This window comes from Spirillospora sp. CA-108201 (assembly GCF_050936235.1).
In the GTDB taxonomy this organism is placed as follows: domain Bacteria; phylum Actinomycetota; class Actinomycetes; order Streptosporangiales; family Streptosporangiaceae; genus Spirillospora.
In genome coordinates, this window is sequence record NZ_JBNJNE010000001.1 from 9,463,159 (window position 1) to 9,481,709 (window position 18,551).

Here is an 18,551-nt window from a genome sequence, read left to right on the forward strand (position 1 = left end):
CTACAATGTAAAGGTCACCGCCGGAGCGTCCGGCAGGCCAGGACCCCCAGCGGCACCGGCGCCCAGAACGTGACCGCCCGGAACAGCAGGACGGCGTGCAGGGCCGGCCCCGCGGCGATGCCGAGCGCGGCGAGCGCGGCGACGAGGGCGGCCTCGGTGGAGCCGACGCCGCCGGGCGTCGGGACGGCCGACCCCGCCGCGGCCCCCACCAGGTAGGCGGCGAGGAGCGCCAGCGCGTCGGCCGGGCCCGCCGCCGTCCCGGGGACGGCGAGGACGCTGAGGGCGAACGCGACGCCGAGGACGAACGTGGTCCCCGCGGACGCGGCGAGGACGACCGCGAGGTCGCGGGGGCGGCGGCACAGGTCGGCGAGCCCGCCCGCGGCGCTGCGGGCCGCGGTGGAGCGGGCCGCGCGGCGGCCCCACAGGGCGGCCGCCGGCAGCAGCACGCCGCCGGCGATGAGCAGCGGGAGGGGCGGGACGAGGTCGGCGGCCCGGGAGGCGTGGTGGCCGAGGGCGTCCAGCATCCGGTCGTTCCCGCCGCCCGGGGCCAGGACGGCGCCGGCGCCGAGGACGGCGCCCATCAGCAGCAGGTCGGCGGGGACGCCGGCCACCTGCAGGACCGCCACGGCGACGGCCGCGCGGGGCAGCGGCAGGCCGCGGCAGACGAGGTAGCGGGTGTTGACGGCCGCGGCGCCGAGGCCGCCGGGCGTGACGCGGTTGGCCGCCGACGCGGTGAACTGCGTCATCGTCGTCCGGACGAGCGGCAGCGGGCGGCCCGCCGCGCCGCGCAGCGCGACGGCGGAGCAGACGTAGTGCAGCAGGGACAGCAGGACCAGGCCCGGCAGGAACGCCCAGCGCATGTGGCCGAGCGCCGCGAAGGCCGGCCGCAGTGGCCCGGCGACGGCGAGCACGGCGGCGGCGAGGGCGGCGAGCAGGAGCCCGGCGAACGCCCGGCGGGCCCGGTGGGCCCGCCGGGCGAGGGACGGCGTCGCGGCGTCGGCGCCGAGGTCGGCGGGGATCCTGGCGGACGCCGCGGAGTCGGCGCCGGCGGTGATCGTCTCCACACCTCAGTGTTCGGCTACTCGCCTGAAGCTCATGCGACATCCCGGCCCCTTCGACAAGAACGTTGGGTGACCTGCGGGCCGCGGGCCCGCAGGTCACGGAGGTTCAGGCGGTCCAGCCCGGGGCGCGGCCGAGGTGGCGCAGGAGGGCGTTCGTTCCGCAAGTCGGGCGCGAGGGCCCGGCTCGGCCGCCGTCCGGACGAGGGGCCGGGGGTGTCGGAGGGGCTCAGGCGGCCGGCCGGTAGCGGTTCTGGCGGGTCTGGGCGCCGATGTAGCGCAGCATGCTGCGCAGGGCCCAGTGGTTGAGGCCGGTGGGCATCATGCGGTAGCCCTGCCGGTTGGCCAGGGCGAGTGCCGCGAACTGCGCCTGGTCGAGCGGGGACCAGGGGATGTCGAAGCGGCTCCGGACGATCTGGGGCAGGCAGCCGAAGGTGATCAGGCGGAGCGGGCGCTCGACGGCGAGGCGGCCGGCGCGGTCGATCCGGGGGCCGCCGACGGGCAGCACGGTGACGGTGTCGGAGCCGTGCTTGGCGATCTCCAGGGCGCGGGCGGCGGCGGGGGTGAGTTCGAGGGTCCGGGTGCAGATGTGCCAGAACCTGGACTGGAAGGCGGCGTAGTCGGCGGGGACGGGGCGCATGCTGACGCCGTAGCGGGAGTACCAGGTGACGGTCTCGGCGTACATCTGCTCGTGGTCCTCGGCGGTGAGGGTGCCGGGGTGGAAGGTCTCGGCGGCCTTGAAGATCTCCCAGGTGAACGTGGCGTGCGCCCACCAGAACGTCTCGGGTTCGAGGGCGTGGTAGCGGCGGGCGCGCTCGTCCACGCCGCCGATGGCGCGGTGCAGGTCGCGGATGGCGCGGGCGCGGGGGGCGCCGTCCGGGGCGAGGATCGTCGCCCAGATCTGCGGGACGGACCGGTGGATCCGGTCGAAGGGGGCGTCGAAGAACGCGGAGTGCTCGGTGACGCCGGCGCCGATGCCCGGGTGCATGAGCTGCATCAGCCCGGCGGCGGCGCCGGGGAGCAGGGAGCGCAGGTCGGCGGCGTGCCGCCAGAGGAGCGTCCCGGGTCCGAGCGGGGCGCGGGCGGCCGTCCGGTCGGGCCTGGGGGAGGGCGTGCGGGCGGCGGCGGTGACGACCGTCGGGGGCGGGGGCGGGGCGGGCATCGCGCCTCCTGGCCGGTGGTTGCGGGCTTTCACCGTAACCGCTGTGAGACAAAAGTCAATTGTTGTCGCACGGCAGGGGTGGCGAAGGGCCGCCGCCGGCGGGGCGCGCCCGAGGCGCGCTCCGCCGGCGGCGGCCGGCGTCGATCTCGATCGACCGGTGCGGACCTGCCCTGCCCGGGGCCTTCGCGCGGGTCAGGCGGTCGCGGGCTTGTACACGGCGACGGCGCAGGCGCTGCCGAGGCCGATGTTGTGCTGGAGGGCGACGCGGGCGCCGTCCACCTGGCGGCCCTCGGCCTTGCCGCGCAGCTGCCAGGTCAGCTCGGCGCACTGGGCGAGGCCGGTGGCGCCGAGCGGGTGGCCCTTGGAGATGAGGCCGCCGGAGGGGTTGACGACCCACCTGCCGCCGTAGGTGGTGGCCGCGTCGTCGACGAGCTTGTGGCCCTCGCCGACCTCGGCCATGCCGAGCGCCTCGTAGGTGATGAGCTCGTTGGCGCTGAAGCAGTCGTGCAGCTCGATGACGTCGACGTCGTCGATGGACACCTGGGCCTCGTCCATCGCCTTCCGGGCGGCGCGCTGGGAGACGCCGAAGCCGACGACCTGGATGGAGGAGTGGTCGGCGAAGCTCTCCCGCGTGTCGCTCGCGATGTGGTGGCCGGCGATCTCGACGGCCTGGTCCCACAGATCGTGCTCGTCCAGGAACCGCTCGCTGACGACGAGCGCGGCGCCGGCGCCGTCGGAGGTGGGGGAGCACTGCAGCTTGGTCAGCGGGTCGAAGATCATCGTGGCGTTCTTGACGTCGTCGAGGGAGTACTCGGTCTGGAACTGCGCGTAGGGGTTGTTCACCGAGTGCTTGTGGTTCTTCCAGCCGATCCAGGCGTAGTGGTCGGGGGTGGAGCCGTACTTCTCCATGTGCTCGCGGCCGGCGTTGCCGAACATCTGCGGCATGGGGGCCTTGTCCAGCTCCCACTCGCGGCCCGCGGTCATGGAGCGCAGGTGGTGGTCGATGATGGTGACCTTGGACTCGCCCATCCCGGCGCCGAGCGAGCCCTTCTTCATCTTCTCCATGCCGAGCGCGAGCGCGCAGTCGGCGAGGCCGCCGCGGACGGCCTGGCGGGCGAGGAACAGCGCGCTGGACCCGGTCGCGCACGCGTTCATGACGGTCATGACCGGGATGCCGGTCATGCCGGTCTCGTAGAGGGCCCGCTGGCCCATCGATCCGTACATCGAGCCGGCGTAGGCCATCTCGACGGCGTCGTAGCCGACGCCCGCGTCCGCGAGGGCGTTGCCGACGGCCTCCTTGGCCATGTCGGGGTACTCCCAGTCGCGGGAGCCGGGCTTCTCGAACTTGGTCATGCCCACGCCGACGACGAAGGTGCGGTTGGCCATCGGGGTCGCCTCCTGTAACCGAATCCTGTTCGGTTACACCATAACCCCCGGGCCGCCCGGCGGGCGGGGGCGCTCCCGATGATCGGGATGACCGGGCCGGTCAGGCGGCCGTCTCCTCCGCGAGCGCGGCGGCGAACGCGTCCACGTCGCCCTCGGTGGTGTCGAAGGAGCAGACCCAGCGGACCTCGCCGGTCGCCTCGTCCCAGGTGTAGAAGGGGAACCGCTTGCGCAGCCGCCCGGCCGCGTCCCTCGGCATGAGCGCGAACACCGCGTTGGCCTGGACGTCCTGGGTGATCTCGACGCCGGGGACGGCGCGGGCGGCGGCCTCCAGGCGGCGGGCCATGGCGTTGGCGTGCGCGGCGTTGCGCAGCCACAGGTCGCCGTCCAGCAGCGCGATGAGCTGCGCCGACACGTACCGCATCTTGGACGCCAGCTGCATGCTCGACTTGCGCAGGTACGCCAGCCCCCGCACGGCGCCCGGGTCGAGGACCACGATCGCCTCGCCGAGCAGCAGGCCGTTCTTGGTGCCCCCGAACGACAGCACGTCCACGCCCGCGTCGGTGGTGAGGGCGCGCAGCGGCAGGCCGAGCGACGCGGCGGCGTTGGCGATGCGGGCGCCGTCCATGTGGACCGACAGGCCGCGCTCGTGCGCCGCCGCCGCGACCGCCGCCGTCTCCCGCGCGGTGTAGACGGTGCCGAGCTCCGTGCTCTGGGTGATCGACACGACGGCCGGCTCCCGCCGCTGCACGTTGCCGAAGCCCGTCGCGTACCGGTCGACCAGTTCGGGGGTGAGCTTGCCGTCCGGGGCCGGCACCGTGACGAGCTTCAGCCCGGCGATCTTCTCGGACGCGCCGCACTCGTCGGTGTTGACGTGGGCCGACTCCGGGCACACCACCGCGCTCCACCGCTCCGACATCGCCTGCAGCGACACCACGTTCGCGCCCGTCCCGTTGAACACCGGGAACACCTCGGCCTGCTCGCCGAAGTGGCGGCGGACGACCTCGCGGAGCCGGGCGGTGACCGCGTCGTCGCCGTAGGCGGGCTGGTGGCCGGTGTTGACCTCGGCCAGGGCCGCGAGGACCTCCGGATGGACGCTCGCCTGGTTGTCGCTGGCGAAACCGCGCGCGGCGGGCGGACGGATGTCGGACGGCTGAGTCATGCGTCCATTGTCCAGGACGCCCGCAGGCGCCCCCTTATGCCGGGCGGTCGGTGAGGTTCTGCACCGGGGCGGGCGCGGCGTCCGCCGGCGGCTCGGCGGTGCGCAGGGCCATCCGGGCGCGCATCGCGTCCAGGTCGTCGCCGAACCTGGTGACGGTGGACTGCAGGTCCCGCCAGAGCCCGGTCCGCTGCTCCAGTGCCGCGACCTTGGCCCGCAGGTCGGCGACGCGCCGCTCGGCGGCCTCCATCCGGGTGCCGTTGCCGGCGGTCTCGCGGCCGGTCCGGATCAGGCTGCTGGCGATGGCGGCCAGGTCGCGCTCGGTGTCGTCCATGCGCTCGTCGAGGCGCGGCAGCAGCCGGTCGTTGAGCTGCCCGACCAGCGAGTCGAGCTCGGTGCGGATCGTGCGCAGCTCGGCGTCCTGGACGCGGGCCGCCTGCTCTAGGATCGACAGGCGCTGGGCGATGGACGGCAGCAGCAGGACGAGCTCCGCCGACCGTTCCAGATCCCGCCCGGCCCTGGCGAGGGCGCCGGCGCCCTCGCGCAGATGCCGCTCCACCTGGGCGGCGGCGCGGCGGACGAGACCCGGTATCACGGTCATGGCGCTCCCTTCCGGGGCCGGCGGGTGGAATCTCCTTAAACTGTAGGCGAATCGACCGTGAACGTTTTGTGAACCCAGGGGTTTATTTCGGGGCCGGCACGCCCTCGCGGACGGGCTCCGGAACCCATGGCCGGCCGGGCGGCGCGCTGCACGTGCACAGGCCCTGGCGCACGATGAGCGAGGCGCGTTCGGCGGTGTAGTCCGCCCGGCTCGCGGCCGGGCGAACACGGTGGCATGTCAGGCAGAGCATGGGTCGTTCGTCCTCCCCGTAGCGCCGGGAGAGCGGGGCCGTCCCACACGCATTCCCCCCGGACGCGTGCGGGACGGCGGACCCACGGGACGGTCCATCGGCTCCCCGGCGCCGCTCACGGTAAGCGCTCCCACGTTGCATGCACGTTGCGGTCGTCCGATCACAGACCGTGCCGCGATCCGGCCGTGCGGGATCCGGAGAATCGGTTGCGCCGCCCAGGCGATGGACCGATGCTCGAACGGAGCCGGACTTCCCTCCGGAGAAAGGGCTGGTGCTGGTGCGCGAGCCGGTGACCGTCCGGGCGCCGATCGCCGAGTCGTGGCGGCGCTCCAGGGACGCCGACGTCGACGCGGGCATGCAGGCGGCGCCCCTGGTCTACGGACGGGACGCCGTCGCCGACGCCCGCGGCGCCCACCCCCTCCAGCCGCACCTGCCGATGATCCAGGCGCTGCTGCGGCGGGTCGCCGACGAGGCCGAGCACCTGATGGTGATCACCGACGCCGCCGGGCACGTGCTGTGGACGCAGGGCCCGGCCTCCGCCCGCCGCGCCGCCGACGCGATCGGCCTGACCGAGGGGTTCCTCTGGTCGGAGGACGCCGTCGGGACCAACGGCATCGGCACCGCGCTCGCCGCCGGGCGGCCCGAGTACGTGTACGCCGCCGAGCACGTCGCGCACGTCCTGCACCGCTGGTCGTGCGCCGGGGCGCCGATCACCGATCCCGACTCGGGGCGCGTGGTCGGCTGCATCGACGTCAGCGCGACGGTGCAGGCGCTGCACCCCGCGACCGTCGCGCTCGTCGCCGCCGCGGCGCGGCTGGCCGAGGCGCGGCTGGAGAACGAGATGCTGGTGCGCGACCAGCGGCTGCGCGAGCGGCTCCTGCCGCATCTGCGGGGGCTGCGCGGCACCGGGGTCCTCGCCACCGCCACCGGCCGCATCCTCGCCGCGCCCGGGGACGGGCTGGTCGGCCGGCGCGTCGCCGTCCCCGAGCCCGGCGGGACGGTCGTGCTGCCGGACGGCCGCACCGCCGTCGCCGAGCCGCTGGGCGAGGCGTTCCTGCTGCGGATCCCGGGGGCCCGCGGCCGGGTCGACGAGAGCGCCCCGCCCGGGCGCGGCCTGGCCGCCAGGCTCGCGTCCGCCGCGGCGCCGCTGCTGACGCTGGCGCTGCTCGGCGACGGCCCGCACGCGCTGCTGGACGGCCGGCGGTTCGACCTGACGCTGCGGCACGCCGAGATCCTCGCGCTGCTGGCGCTGCACCCGCGGGGGCTGAGCGGCGACCGGCTCTCGCTGTACCTGTACGGCGACGAGGGCAGCGCGGCGACCGTCCGCCCCGAGATCCACCGGCTCCGCCACCAGTTCGGCGACGTCGTGCGCGCGCGCCCCTACCGGCTCGGCTGCGCGGTCGACGCCGACTTCCTCGTCGTCCGGCGGCTGCTGGACGAGGGGGACGTCGCCGGCGCGGTGCGGTTGTACGGGGGCGAGCTGCTGCCGTGCTCGGACGCGCCCGCCGTCCGCGCGGAACGCGACGAGCTGGCGGTGGGGATCCGGCGGCAGGTGTTCGACCGGGCCTGCGCCGACGTGCTGTGGGCCTACGCGCAGACCGAGCCGGGGCGCGCCGACCTGGAGGCGCTGGAGCGGCTGCGGGGCGCCCTGCCGCCGGGCGACCCGCGGCTGGCCGCGGTGGCCTCGCGCAGCGCCCGGCTGCTCAGCGGTGAGCCGTAGGCGGCGGGACCGCGGTGGTGGTGAGGTGGGCGCAGTCGTTGTAGCAGACGGCCGCGAGCCCCGTCCCGTCGTGGCGCCACCGGGTGACCGACGCGTTGGCGACGGGCTCCTTCTCGATCCGCATGATCTCCTGCTCGGTCAGCTCCTCCACCAGGTAGCGGGTCATGACGATGATCGCGTCGTGGGCGACGACCAGGGCCCGGCCGCCGGGGGCGCCCGCCTGGAGGTCGCGGTAGAAGCTGCGCAGCCGCAGCGCGAGGTCGGCCCACGACTCGCCGCCGGGCGGCCGGTGGTAGAACTTGCCGAGGTGGCGCAGCCGCTCGGCCTCGCCCGGGTACCGGGCGCGGACGCCGCGGGGGGTGAGCCCCTGGAGGACGCCCTGCTCGCGGTCGCGGATCCGCTCGTCCACCTGGATCCGCGGGGCGGCGAAGGACGTCTCGGCGAGCGCGATCGCCGCGGTGTCGCGGGCGCGCACGTACGGAGAGGTGATCACCGTCGTGGGGCGTTCGTCCTCGGGGAGCGCCTCCAGCCAGCGGCCGAGCGCCGCCGCCTGCGCCCGGCCGGCGTCCGACAGCGGGACGTCGGCGTCCCGCTCGGGGATGTCGACCTCCTCGGCGTCGGTGCCGAGGACGGCCTGGTAGGCGAGGTTGCCGGTGCTCTCTCCGTGCCGGGTCAGGGTCAGCCATCGCAGCGCGTTCACGCCCGCCATGCTGCCATGTCCCGCCGGTCCCCGGCCCCGCACCGCCGCGGCCCGCACCGCCGCGGCCCGCGCCGGCGGGCGGCGGCGGGCGCCGGCGGCGCGGTTGCTCTACAGCCGGTAGTACTCTTTGGTGCCGTGACGAACGTGCTGTCCGCCGCGATCATCGCGGTGGCGCTGCTGGCCGCCGGCTACGCCGTGGTGACGGCGCTGCGCGGCCGGGCGATGGGCGCCGGCGACCTCGCCGCGTTCGGCGTCCTGGAGGTGCTGCTGGTCGCGCAGGCCGTGGTCGCCTTCGTCAAGCTCTCCGGCGGTGAGGGGCCGGACGGCCCCGCCACCTTCGTCGGCTACCTGCTGGGATCGCTACTGATCCCGGTCGCCGGCGCCGGGTGGGGGCTGCTGGAGCGCACCCGGTGGGGCCCCACCGTGCTCGTCGTGGCCGGGGTGGCCGTCGCCGTCATGACCGTGCGGATGAACCAGCTGTGGAGCGGCACCGGTGCCTGACCCCGAACACGAGCCCGTCCGCGAGACCGAGCCCGTCCGCGCGGAGCCGTCCGCCCCCGGGAACGGGGGCGGGAGTCCGCCGGCCCGCGCGGACGACGGCGCCCGCGCCGGCGCCGAGGCCCGCACGGGCGGCGGTGCCCGTCCCGGCGCCACCGCCGGCGGGCCGGGGCGGCTGCTGGTCGCCGTCTACGCGGTCTTCGCGCTCGCGGCCGGCGCGCGGGCGGGCGTGCAGATCGCCACCCGCTTCTCCGACGCCCCGGTCGCCTACCTGCTGTCGGCGCTCGCCGCCGCCGTCTACGTCGTGGCGACGGTGGCGCTGGCCCGGGGCGGCCGGACCTCGTTCCGGGTCGCAGTCGCCGCCTGCGCGACGGAGCTGGTGGGGGTGCTCGCCGTGGGCACGCTCAGCATCGCCGACCGCGCCGCGTTCCCCGACGAGACGGTCTGGTCCGTGTACGGGCGCGGTTACGGGTTCGTGCCCCTGGTGCTGCCGGTGGTGGGCCTGCTGTGGCTGCGCCGCACCGCCCGCAGAGGTGGCGGAACCCCCGCGGGCGGTGGGCGCCCTGTGAGCGGCGGCGTGTGAGCCCTCCGACCACAGGTGTCTGTCGGTCATGCCGTCCTCCTGCGCGGGGGGCCGGTCACGCCGCGGCTCGGGTCGAGCCGAGTGAGCCGACCGGCAGGGCGTGCACGGCGGCCCGGGCGATCGCCTCGACCTCCTCGGAGGACAGGTCGGCGGTCGGGGTGCGGCGCATCCAGCGGATCAGCTTCAGCGGCGGCGCGAACACGATGCCGTCGGCGGTGAAGGGCGTGCGGGCGAGCTTGCCGCCGTGCACGGCCAGCACCGGCGTCACCGCCACCTGCGTCCCGGCCGCGCGGGAGATCGCCGCGGCGGCGGCCTCGGCCCGCGCGGTCAGCCCGGCGACGAGCTTGGACTGCGTCCGGCCGTCGATGAACAGCCGGCCGCCGTGCTGGGACACCTCGGCTCCGGGCGACCACGCCTCGTTGTGCATGAGCCACACGCCGCCGGGCCCGACGACCAGTTGGTCGGCGATCCCGTGCCCGGGGACCGTCCGCGCGTGGAGCACGCGGTGGCCGCGCCGCTCCAGCGTGTAGCGCAGGAACCGGTTCATGCGCTGATCGCCGCGCAGCCCGAGGCGCCAAACCCGCGACGCACTGTAAATGCGCCAATGGACGAGCGTGTCCGAGGCGGCGACCAGGGCGGCCATCACGACTGCGAAAACGGCGTTGACCAGGAGTGCGCACAGCACGAGCGTCGCCGCCGCGAGAAAGGCGCGTGTCCGCAATCGTCCTTTTCGGCCACGCTGCCAGAGTTCCTCGTACACCGCCTGCGGAGAGCCGCCGGTGAAAGCGGGGCGGTCCCTGAGGTAGATGGAGCTGCCGAACATGTCCGTCCTCCCAGCACCTGCTTAGACGCCACCAGTATGGGGACGCTCCGGCATTTCCGCCACACTTTGCGAGGTGACTTAAATCAAACTGTCGCGCCACTTCTTGGACCTGGGCCATTGCCTACCTGCCCGTTCGGGTGTGATTGGTGCGACGATTCGTGGGAACACCGGAGAAGAGTCGCGCGGATTGGCTGAAAGGCGCGATGCAAGTATCATCGCAACATTCAAAGCCCTTTTCGCTGCAATTGATTGCCCGGGCGGCGCGGGCGGCGCGGCACACTGGGACGATGCACCTCAGCGCCGCCGAAGGCCTTCCCGTCCGCCATGCCGTCCCCGCGCTGCGCGCGGCCCTGGACGAGCACGGCGCGGCGGTGCTGGCGGCGCCGCCCGGCACCGGGAAGACCACCCTGGTCCCCCTCGCCCTCGCCGGGCTCGCCCTCGCGCAGGGTCAGGGCGCCCCGCCCGCGCCCGGCAAGGTCCTGGTCCTGGAGCCCCGCCGCCTCGCCGCCCGGGCCGCCGCCCGCCGCATGGCCTGGCTGCTCGGCGAGCGCGTCGGCGGCCGGGTCGGCGTCACCGTCCGCGGCGAGACCCGCCCCGGCGCGCGCGTCGAGGTCGTCACCACGGGCGTGGTCCTCCAGCGCCTCCAGTCCGACCCCGAGCTCGACGGCGTCGGCACGGTGATCCTGGACGAGTGCCACGAGCGGCACCTGGACGCCGACACCGCGCTGGCGTTCCTGCTCGACGTGCGTGAGGCGCTGCGCCCCGACCTGCGGCTGGTCGCCGCGTCGGCCACCGCCGACACCGGCCCGTGGTCGCGCCTGCTGGGCGGCGCCCCGGTGGTGGAGACCGCGGCGGCGCTCCACCCGGTCGAGACGGTCTGGGCGCCGCCGCCGCGCCCCGTCCCGCCTCCGCACGGCATGCGCGTCGACCCGGCGTTCCTCGCGCACGTCGCCGCGACCGCCCGCCGGGCCCTGGCCGAGCGCGACGGCGACGTCCTGTGCTTCCTGCCGGGGGTCGGCGAGATCGCCCGCGTCGCCGGGCTGCTGGCCGGCGCGCCCGCCGAGATCCTGCAGATCCACGGCCAGGCGCCGGGGCGCGTGCAGGACGAGGTGCTCGCACCGGCGTCCCGCCGCCGGATCGTCCTCGCCACCTCGGTGGCCGAGTCGAGCCTCACCGTCCCCGGCGTCCGCGCGGTCGTCGACTCCGGCCTCGCCCGCGAGCCGCGCACCGACCACGCCCGCGGCCTCGGCTCGCTCACCACCGTCCGCGCGTCCCGCGCCACCGCCGACCAGCGCGCCGGGCGCGCCGGGCGCGAGGCCCCCGGCGCCGTCTACCGGTGCTGGACCCAGGCCGAGCACGACCGGCTCCCGGTCCGCCCCCGCCCCGAGATCGAGCTGGCCGACCTCACCGGCTTCGCCCTCCAGGCGGCCTGCTGGGGCGATCCCGGCGCGGCCGGCCTCGCCCTGCCCGACCCGCCCCCGCCCGCCGCGATGGACGCCGCCCGCTCCACCCTGCACGCCCTCGGCGCCCTGCGGGACGGCCGGGCCACCGACCGCGGCCGCCGCCTGGCCCGCGTCGGCCTGCACCCCCGCCTCGCCCGCGCCCTCCTCGACGGCGCGCCGCGGGTCGGCGCCCGCGACGCGGCGCAGATCGTCGCGCTGCTCTCCGAGCCGCCGCCCCGCTCGGCGGGCGACGACCTCACCGCCGTCTGGCGCGCCCTGCGGGGCCGGAACCGGCCCGCCGACCCGCACGCCGCGCGCTGGCGCGACGAGGCGGCCCGCCTCCAGAGGTCGCTCGCCGCGGGGGCGGGGCCCCGTCCGGGCTCGGCGACGACCGCGCGGCGGGGACCGTGGTGGCGCTGGCGTTCCCGGAGCGGGTGGCGCGGGCCCGGCGTGGCGGCGGCTACCTGATGGCCTCCGGGACGGGGGCCGAGCCGGCGGAGGGGTCGGCGCTGGCCGGGGCGCGGCCCGGCTGGCTCGCGGTCGCGGCGGCCGACCGTCCCGCCGGGGCGGCCTCGGCGCGGGTGCGGCAGGCCGTGGTGATCGACGAGGAGATCGCGCGGACCGCGGCGGCGCCGCTGGTGGAGACCGCCGAGGAGGTGGTGTGGCGCGACGGCGACGTGGTGGCGCGCCGCGTCGAGCGCCTCGGCGCGATCGAGCTGGGGGCGCGGCCGCTGCGGGACCCCGATCCCGGGCTCGTGCGCGCCGCCCTGCTGGACGGTCTGCGCGCGGAGGGGCTCGGGCTGCTGCGCTGGACTCCGGGGGCGGTCGCGCTGCGGGAGCGGCTGGCGTTCCTGCGCGAGGTCCTCGGGGAGCCCTGGCCCGCCGTCGACGACGCGGCGCTGCTGGAGCGGGCGCCGGAGTGGCTGTCCGGCGCGCGGCGGCGGGCCGACCTGGCGAAGGCCGACGTCGCGGGCCTGCTGCGGGGACTGCTGCCGTGGGACCTGGCGAAGCGGCTGGAGGAGTACGCGCCCGAGCGGGTCGAGGTCCCGTCCGGGTCGCGGATCCGGGTCGACTACTCGGGGGAGCGGCCCGTCCTCGCCGTGAAGCTCCAGGAGCTGTTCGGGTGGGACGAGGCGCCGCGGCTCGCCGGGGGGCGGGCGCCCCTGGTCGTGCACCTGCTGTCGCCGGCGGGGCGCCCGGCGGCGGTCACCGCGGACCTGGCCTCGTTCTGGCGCGAGGGGTACCGGGCGGTCCGGGCCGAGCTGCGGGGCCGCTACCCCCGGCACCCGTGGCCGGAGGATCCGGTGGGCGCCGTGGCGACGAAGCGGACCAAGCGGGCTAGCGCGAGCTGATCAGCGCCTCGATGCCGTCCAGGACGCGGGCGAGGCCGAACTCGAAGGCGCGTCCGGGCGCGACGGCGGAGGCGTACTCGTACCCGACGGCGGCGCCGACGCGGGTCCCGAGCGGGTAGTCGTCCTCGTTCACCAGCTTCTCCAGGAGGGGGGCGCTCGCCTCCCACCACTGCTCGTCGGTCATCCCGCTGCGGCGCTCGGCCTCGGCGGCGTTGACCGACACGCGGGAGGCGCTCTCGGCGAAGCCCGTGACGAGCGCGACGACGGAGTCCATCTCCACGTCGCCGAGGCCGAGGCCGTCCACGGCGCGCAGCTCGTACTCGAACTTGGCGCACGTGTTCGGGCCGAGCGGCGGCCGGACGGTGGTGATCTGCAGCAGCCACGGATGCCGGTGGAACAGCGCCCAGTTGTCGCGGGCGATGTGCTCCAGGCGGGCCCGCCAGGTGTCGTGCCCGGGCGGCGTCAGCTCGCCGAAGGCGCGGTCGACCATGACGTCGATCAGCTCCGCCTTGCCCGGCACGTAGGTGTAGATCGACATGGGGGAGACGCCGAGCTCCTCGGCGATGCGCCGGATCGACAGCCCGTCCAGGCCCTCGGCGTCGGCCAGCCGGACCGCCGCCCGCACGATCTCCTCCGCGGTCAGCCGGGGCTTGGGCCCGCGCCTGGGGCGCTCCCGCACGCCCCACAGCAGCTCCAGGGTGCGCTTGGGGTCGCCCGCCCCGCTGTACTCGGTCACCGGCCGATCCTCTCAGGGATGAAACTCTGTACTGCGTACGTTATATTGGCCGCGATGGTAAATCCGTACTGCGTACATAGTTTTGGAGGACGGGTGACGGAACCACGGTTCGCGGTCGTCGCCGAGGGGCTGCGCAAGCGCTACGGCGGCACCGAGGCCCTCGCCGGGCTGGACCTGCGCGTCCCCGCCGGGACCGTGCACGGCCTGCTCGGCCCGAACGGCGCGGGCAAGACGGTAACGGAACTGTGATGGTTCTTGGTGGGGGCGGCCTGCGCTGTTGTGGGGAGCCGGGTGCGGGCTTGGGTGGGGCGGCGGGCTGCTAGCCTCGCGCGGCTCCGGGCTGCCGTACGGCTGCCCACATCAGGCCGGGGGCGGCCCGCCGGAGGGGTCCCCGCCCAAGCCCGCGCCCGGCGTCCCTTCGCCTGCCCCGACCCCGTGGGGGTCTGGATGGGTGCCCACGGTGTTTCAGTCTGCGCGACGGCGGCTTAGCGCGCTGACCGGGGCGCACGCGCTCTTATGGGTAGAGCCCTACGCCGGAGGCGGGTCGTTGTAAGGGGTGGGGGTCGGGGTTGGTTGGGAACCGAAGTAGCCGCACCTTGTGCGCCTGCTGGGGCGTAGAGCGGGCCTGGTGTGTCGGCTGCCGCTTGCCTGCTGGTTGGGGTGGGTATCTCCCGGTGTGGTCGGGGGGACGGTTCACGGGGAACGGGGTGTTCATGCCAGAGGTCCGGGTGATGTTCGAGCGTCCGCAGACGTTCGGGTCGGTGACGGTCTCGGAGATGCGGGTTGAAGCTGACCGGCTGGTGCTGGTCAACGCGGGTGCGGTGGCGCTGGACGTGGCGGTGACCGAGGTTCGGTCGGTCGACTGGGGCACGGGCGCGCGGGCGGAGAGGCTGCGCGCACTGTTCCCCAACCACGGCAAGCCGTGGACCACGGAGGAGGACGCGGAGCTGCGGCGCATGTGGGAGGCAGGCACGCCGAAATCGGAGCTGGTGAAGCACTTCGGACGCTCCCCGGGAGGTGTCCGCTCGGCTCTGCTGCGGCTGGGCCTGGTGCAACGGGTACCGCTTCCGCGTGAGCGCTGACCTGCGGTAAGGCCGTACGCAGTGGTGAGCAGCCGGCGGCCGTGCTCGCGTGCCGGGGCTGAGCCTGACCGGAATGCAAGCGCGGCTGCCGGTCGCGGAACTTCGCGCGGTACGCCGATGGGAGCGGGCCGGGGCGCGCTGGGTGCGCGTGGCGGCGGGCAGGTCGGCGGGAGGGCCGTAACGGCGTCGGCGGCCGAGCCAAGACGGCCGAAGGTCGTCTTGGTCTCGGTCCGTCCGTACGTCCGGTGACGGTCCCGATCCGCCGGGAACTGCTCCGTCCGCTCAGCGTCACCCGAGCCGATCCCGAACCGGCGTGCATCGGCTCACCACGTGCGAAGGCGCGCGGCGATACGCCGCGCGCCTTGACCTACGTAGGGAAAATCCTCACACACGCGTCCGGCGAGGTGCGGGCGGCCTGGTGTGAAGCTAGTCGCGTCGGGCTCCATCGGGCCAGATGAGCTGGAGGGGGATGCGGCGTTCACGTGCGTAAGCGACGACGTCGGCTGTTCCTCCGTACCCGCGCGCGGGCAGCCCGTCCCATACCGCCCACAACTCGTCAGCAAGATCGATCATGAGGGCGCTGGCCGCCATGTGAGCCTCCGAGTTGGACTCTGTGAAGTCGAGCCGGTGAACCTCGACGGCTTGGGAGAGGAGGCGGTCATACTCCGAGTGGGCTCCTTGGGGTAGCCCTTCGCGGTAGCCGTGTGCCGGGATGACCGCTTCGATAGCGCCTCCTTGATCCAGGACAGCGCGGGCGAAGAGCTGGTCCGGTCCGTCGGCCAAGCACGACAGGCCCGTCACGTCCTGCTGTGACGCGAGGAGTTGCCGTATGGCCGCGTCTACGACGCGTTCGGAATCAGTGGGCATGCCCCGATGGCCGGAGATAGCGATGCGTGGCAAGGGCGCTCCTTAGGTGAGGGTTGCTCGCAGAAGCCGGTCGAACTCCCGGACTCTGGCTGTGGTCGGTCCTGAGTACTGACGGCGGAAACCCCTTGCTCGCTGGATGACTCGGTCGGATGCGTAGGTGACCCCCACTCTGAGTGCGTCGTTTCCCAGGCGGAATGCCTCGTCCGCTTGGGCGGCGTCGTGGGCAAGTTCGGCCCCCTGGCGCACTGCGGTGGCGACTTCAAGCATGATGGCGGCGCGCTGCTTGGGCGCGGGCTGGTTGTTGGTGAGGGACTCGGCGAACGCTGCAAGAGCCGCGCTCGGCTGATTGAGGCGCACAGCGACCAGCGCCCGGTAACCCGCGAGTTTGGCTTCGTCGAAGGGAAATACCCAGGGCCAGGGAGGCGGAGCGTGATCGTCCGCGTCGATTGCCTGCTGCGCACGGCGAAGCGCGTCGGCGCTGCGCGTTTCGCTCGCTCTGTGTCTAGCAGTGGCATGGGCTAGAGCCTCAATGGCGGAAAGCCAAGCTCGCGGGGTGGGATGACCTCGTGTGCCCACCTGTTTGCGTGCCTCCGCGACCAGCGCGAGACCAAGATCCGGGTCGTCTGTGTCGGTCTCGAAGGCCGCCAGACTGCCGAGCATGTACGCGGTGAGTAGACCGTGCTTGGCTCGCCGCGCGCGGTCGACAGCCATCCGGTAGTACATGCGTGCGGTCCCGATGTCGTGCATGTCTGCGTGAAGCCATGCGGCAAATCCTGCTGCCTCGCTGACTGCTGCGGAGATCTCAGCAGAGAACGGTGTGCGCGCTGTCTGGGCGCGTCGTCGGTCGGCCATCTCGACGTGTGCAATCACCCCTCGTGCAAGGTCGCGGGCTGGCGTCGTCGCGTCCAAGCGTCTCTGACTGCCCGTGATGGCGGTGAGGTTCGGCGCTGTGGCCTCGTCGGGTTCAGCGCAGGCTGGCACGGGGAGCAGGGCTAGGGCGACGACCTTGTTGAATTCTCTGCGGTCCGTGGGATCGTCACCTCCTCCAATGGCGAACCGGAGTAGCTGAAGAGGAACCCCGAGACGGCCTGAAATGTCCCTAACCTGATCGACGGTGAGTGGCTGTACTCGTCGATGCACCTTTGAGACCCAGCTTTGGGAGTAGCCCACCGCCGCAGCCAGGTCCGCCTGAGACCAGCCGCGCGCGTGACGGATCTCGTCCAAGAGCGTAGGAAAGTCGCAGTCCGCGAGAGCTGCCGCGACGGCAGGCTTGGACCAAAAAGCTGGCGGGATGCTCTGCCCTGTCTGCTGCACAAATCTAAGCTACGCGGCGCTCCTGCGGTGCTTGTAGTCGTAACGCGACTTGCCCCGAGTTGCGTCAGTGGTAACGCGTCGCCTGTGACTGTCTGTTCCCTCAGGATCACTACGCATCAGCCTTCGGAGGCATCCGGAGGGCCGGGCGATTGATGAGGGAGGCGCTTCACGATGATCCACGAAGCGTGTTCGGGCGGGACGGCGGACGACACCGAAAGCTCTGGTGAGGAGGTCGAACCTCGGTCCGATCTGGCGTCGGCGATGGGTGAGCGTGGCTTGCATTTGGCTGCGTTGGACGCGGTGGTGTCGGAGTGGGGCGGGCCGCTGCGGTGCGGTCTGGTGAGCCGGGACGGCGTGCCGATGCTGCATGTGGTGAGCACGGTGGATGAGTCGCGGTGGATGGATGTCGACTGCGAGCCGGTCGGCGGGGTGTGGTGGTTCCTGCGGGCGGGCTGCGGTGAGGGCATCGTGCCGGTGGCCGAGGTGGCGGACGCTCCTGCGGTGCTGGTGCGTGTGGTCAAGCGTCATGCGGGTGGCGCTGGCGGGTCGGGGGTGGGTCGGTGACGGCGCGGCGGCCTGAGGCGTCGGGTGGTGGGCCTGACGGCTGGGGTGGTGGTCCGGTGGATTCGGCGTTGGCGCGGATCTTGGCGGGTGAGGGGCTGGACGAGCCGGTTTTCGGTGCGGACGGGGCGTGGGATCCGGGGGTGCCGTCTCCGGCGCGGATGTACGACGTGTTCCTGGGCGGCAAGGACAACGTGGAGGTTGACCGGCGGGCTGCTGAGCGGGTGGCGGCGGCTGCGCCGTCGATTCCGCAGGCCGCGCGGGACAACCGGGCGTTCATGCATCGGGTGGTGGAGTGGGCGGCGCGGCGCGGGATCGATCAGTTCGTGGATGTGGGGACCGGTATCCCGACCGAGCCGAACGCTCATGAGGTCGCGCGGAGGTTCCAGCCGGATGCGCTGGTGGTGGGGGTCGACAACGATCCGCTGGTTTTGGCGCATGACCGGGCGTTGCTGGAGGGGATGCCGATCGTGCGGGGGACGCGCGTGAGGTGGACGCGCTGATCGGTGATCTGGACGCGTGGGTGGACTGGGACCGGCCGGTGGCGGTGCTGCTGATCGCGGTCCTGCACTTCGTGACCGATGACCATGACCCGGCCGGGATCGTGCGGGCGTTCACGGGTCGGATGGTGCCGGGGTCGGTGGTGGCGGTGTCGCACGTGTGCTCCGACGGTGCGGACCCGGTGGCGGTGGCGCAGGTGGAGGAGGTCTACCGGGGCGCTACCGAGCCGGGGGTGTTCCGCACTGGTGAACAGATCGCGGCGCTGTTCGGTCGGCGGCTGGAGGTGGCCGCGCCGGGGGTGGTTCCGGTGCAGCACTGGCCGGGTGTGTGCGGTGAGGTGACGCCGGTTCCGATCCTGGGCGGTGCCGGGGTGGTGCCCGATCCGCTGGCGGGCCCGGCGGCGGGTGGCGGGTGACCGGCGGCGGCAAGACCGCTTCTGACAGTCGAGAGAGCAGAAAGGGCAGGAAGCATTGAGCATCGACCAGGCTCCGCACCCGGAGTTCCCCGGGGCGAGATGGCGGAAGAGCAGTCACTCCTCCGGATCGGACGCCGATGACAAGCATGTCTGTGTCGAGGTCGCCCCGGTCGGTGACGCCGGACATGCGATCCGCGACTCCACCGACCCGCAGGGAGCCGTGCTGCGTCTGGGCCCGGGGGGCCTGAGGAGCTTGATCGCCAAGTTGAAGTGATGCGGTGGCCGGTGGTGGGACGGGTCGGGGTGCGGGCGGTGAGCGGGCGGTGAGCGGGGCGGCTGGGCGT

20 protein-coding genes and 1 pseudogene are annotated in these 18,551 nt (G+C 74.0%); 11 read left to right on the forward strand and 10 right to left on the reverse strand.

The window, feature by feature from the left end:
• Positions 1-14 precede the first annotated feature (14 nt).
• The 5 genes from ACQEU6_RS45095 to ACQEU6_RS45115 form a co-directional block, all read right to left on the reverse strand.
• Complete coding sequence (locus tag ACQEU6_RS45095; protein ID WP_499339943.1) at positions 15-1,064, reverse strand: lysylphosphatidylglycerol synthase domain-containing protein; 1,050 nt, start codon at positions 1,062-1,064, stop codon at positions 15-17.
• Positions 1,065-1,287: 223 nt separating this feature from the next.
• Positions 1,288-2,220 carry an oxygenase MpaB family protein gene (locus ACQEU6_RS45100; protein WP_499339944.1) on the reverse strand — a complete coding sequence of 311 codons (933 nt, stop codon included), beginning with the start codon at positions 2,218-2,220 and terminating at the stop codon, positions 1,288-1,290.
• Positions 2,221-2,412: 192 nt separating this feature from the next.
• Positions 2,413-3,606 (reverse strand): thiolase C-terminal domain-containing protein, encoded by a 1,194-nt coding sequence (locus tag ACQEU6_RS45105; RefSeq protein WP_499339945.1) that lies wholly within the window; start codon positions 3,604-3,606, stop codon positions 2,413-2,415.
• Between the two features lie 100 nt (positions 3,607-3,706).
• A complete protein-coding gene (locus tag ACQEU6_RS45110; RefSeq protein WP_499339946.1) occupies positions 3,707-4,765 on the reverse strand; it encodes a threonine aldolase family protein in 1,059 nt (352 codons plus the stop codon).
• Between the two features lie 34 nt (positions 4,766-4,799).
• Positions 4,800-5,363: a hypothetical protein gene (locus tag ACQEU6_RS45115; protein ID WP_499339947.1), complete on the reverse strand. Its 564-nt coding sequence runs from the start codon at positions 5,361-5,363 to the stop codon at positions 4,800-4,802.
• A 521-nt stretch (positions 5,364-5,884) separates the two neighbouring features.
• Here ACQEU6_RS45115 and ACQEU6_RS45120 point away from each other — a divergent pair.
• A complete protein-coding gene (locus ACQEU6_RS45120) occupies positions 5,885-7,333 on the forward strand; it encodes a helix-turn-helix domain-containing protein (protein WP_499339948.1) in 1,449 nt (482 codons plus the stop codon).
• Here the strand turns inward: ACQEU6_RS45120 and ACQEU6_RS45125 are convergent.
• Positions 7,317-8,042 (reverse strand): histidine phosphatase family protein, encoded by a 726-nt coding sequence (locus tag ACQEU6_RS45125; RefSeq protein ID WP_499339949.1) that lies wholly within the window; start codon positions 8,040-8,042, stop codon positions 7,317-7,319. The genes ACQEU6_RS45120 and ACQEU6_RS45125 overlap by 17 nt on opposite strands.
• A gap of 126 nt (positions 8,043-8,168) precedes the next feature.
• Between ACQEU6_RS45125 and ACQEU6_RS45130 the strand changes: the two genes are divergently transcribed.
• Positions 8,169-8,534, forward strand: a complete 366-nt coding sequence (locus ACQEU6_RS45130; protein WP_499339950.1) for a hypothetical protein — start codon at positions 8,169-8,171, stop codon at positions 8,532-8,534.
• Positions 8,535-8,706: 172 nt separating this feature from the next.
• Positions 8,707-9,114, forward strand: coding sequence for a hypothetical protein (locus ACQEU6_RS45135; RefSeq protein WP_499340562.1), 408 nt, complete (start codon positions 8,707-8,709; stop codon positions 9,112-9,114).
• A 55-nt stretch (positions 9,115-9,169) separates the two neighbouring features.
• Here ACQEU6_RS45135 and ACQEU6_RS45140 read toward each other — a convergent pair whose 3' ends face one another.
• The gene (locus ACQEU6_RS45140; RefSeq protein WP_499339951.1) at positions 9,170-9,937 is read right to left on the reverse strand and encodes an NERD domain-containing protein; all 768 of its coding nucleotides are present in this window, start codon (positions 9,935-9,937) and stop codon (positions 9,170-9,172) included.
• Positions 9,938-10,224: 287 nt separating this feature from the next.
• On the opposite strand from ACQEU6_RS45140, the gene ACQEU6_RS45145 reads away from it, so the two are divergent.
• Positions 10,225-11,847, forward strand: coding sequence for a helicase-related protein (locus ACQEU6_RS45145; protein WP_499339952.1), 1,623 nt, complete (start codon positions 10,225-10,227; stop codon positions 11,845-11,847).
• The gene (locus tag ACQEU6_RS45150; RefSeq protein ID WP_499339953.1) at positions 11,790-12,731 is read left to right on the forward strand and encodes an ATP-dependent helicase C-terminal domain-containing protein; all 942 of its coding nucleotides are present in this window, start codon (positions 11,790-11,792) and stop codon (positions 12,729-12,731) included. The genes ACQEU6_RS45145 and ACQEU6_RS45150 overlap by 58 nt, the downstream gene beginning before the upstream one ends.
• Here the strand turns inward: ACQEU6_RS45150 and ACQEU6_RS45155 are convergent.
• Complete coding sequence (locus tag ACQEU6_RS45155; protein ID WP_499339954.1) at positions 12,718-13,467, reverse strand: TetR/AcrR family transcriptional regulator; 750 nt, start codon at positions 13,465-13,467, stop codon at positions 12,718-12,720. The genes ACQEU6_RS45150 and ACQEU6_RS45155 overlap by 14 nt on opposite strands.
• Positions 13,468-13,521: 54 nt before the next feature.
• Here ACQEU6_RS45155 and ACQEU6_RS45160 point away from each other — a divergent pair.
• Positions 13,522-13,701: pseudogene (locus ACQEU6_RS45160) on the forward strand (hypothetical protein); the annotation flags it as partial.
• 479 nt (positions 13,702-14,180) lie between these two features.
• A complete protein-coding gene (locus ACQEU6_RS45165) occupies positions 14,181-14,549 on the forward strand; it encodes a hypothetical protein (RefSeq protein WP_499339955.1) in 369 nt (122 codons plus the stop codon).
• A gap of 426 nt (positions 14,550-14,975) precedes the next feature.
• On the opposite strand, the gene ACQEU6_RS45170 is transcribed toward ACQEU6_RS45165, so the two are convergent.
• Together ACQEU6_RS45170 and ACQEU6_RS45175 are read right to left on the reverse strand one after the other, a co-directional pair.
• Positions 14,976-15,449 (reverse strand): hypothetical protein, encoded by a 474-nt coding sequence (locus ACQEU6_RS45170; protein WP_499339956.1) that lies wholly within the window; start codon positions 15,447-15,449, stop codon positions 14,976-14,978.
• Positions 15,450-15,458: 9 nt separating this feature from the next.
• Positions 15,459-16,640 carry a helix-turn-helix domain-containing protein gene (locus ACQEU6_RS45175; RefSeq protein ID WP_499339957.1) on the reverse strand — a complete coding sequence of 394 codons (1,182 nt, stop codon included), beginning with the start codon at positions 16,638-16,640 and terminating at the stop codon, positions 15,459-15,461.
• A gap of 261 nt (positions 16,641-16,901) precedes the next feature.
• On the opposite strand from ACQEU6_RS45175, the gene ACQEU6_RS45180 reads away from it, so the two are divergent.
• The 4 genes from ACQEU6_RS45180 to ACQEU6_RS45195 are packed head-to-tail and all read left to right on the forward strand — an operon-like array spanning position 16,902 to position 18,481.
• Positions 16,902-17,294, forward strand: coding sequence for a hypothetical protein (locus tag ACQEU6_RS45180; RefSeq protein ID WP_499339958.1), 393 nt, complete (start codon positions 16,902-16,904; stop codon positions 17,292-17,294).
• 56 nt (positions 17,295-17,350) lie between these two features.
• On the forward strand, positions 17,351-17,794 hold the full coding sequence (locus ACQEU6_RS45185; RefSeq protein ID WP_499339959.1) for an SAM-dependent methyltransferase: 444 nt from the start codon (positions 17,351-17,353) through the stop codon (positions 17,792-17,794).
• On the forward strand, positions 17,782-18,207 hold the full coding sequence (locus ACQEU6_RS45190; protein WP_499339960.1) for an SAM-dependent methyltransferase: 426 nt from the start codon (positions 17,782-17,784) through the stop codon (positions 18,205-18,207). The genes ACQEU6_RS45185 and ACQEU6_RS45190 overlap by 13 nt, the downstream gene beginning before the upstream one ends.
• A gap of 55 nt (positions 18,208-18,262) precedes the next feature.
• Positions 18,263-18,481: a DUF397 domain-containing protein gene (locus ACQEU6_RS45195; protein ID WP_499339961.1), complete on the forward strand. Its 219-nt coding sequence runs from the start codon at positions 18,263-18,265 to the stop codon at positions 18,479-18,481.
• Positions 18,482-18,551 lie beyond the last annotated feature (70 nt).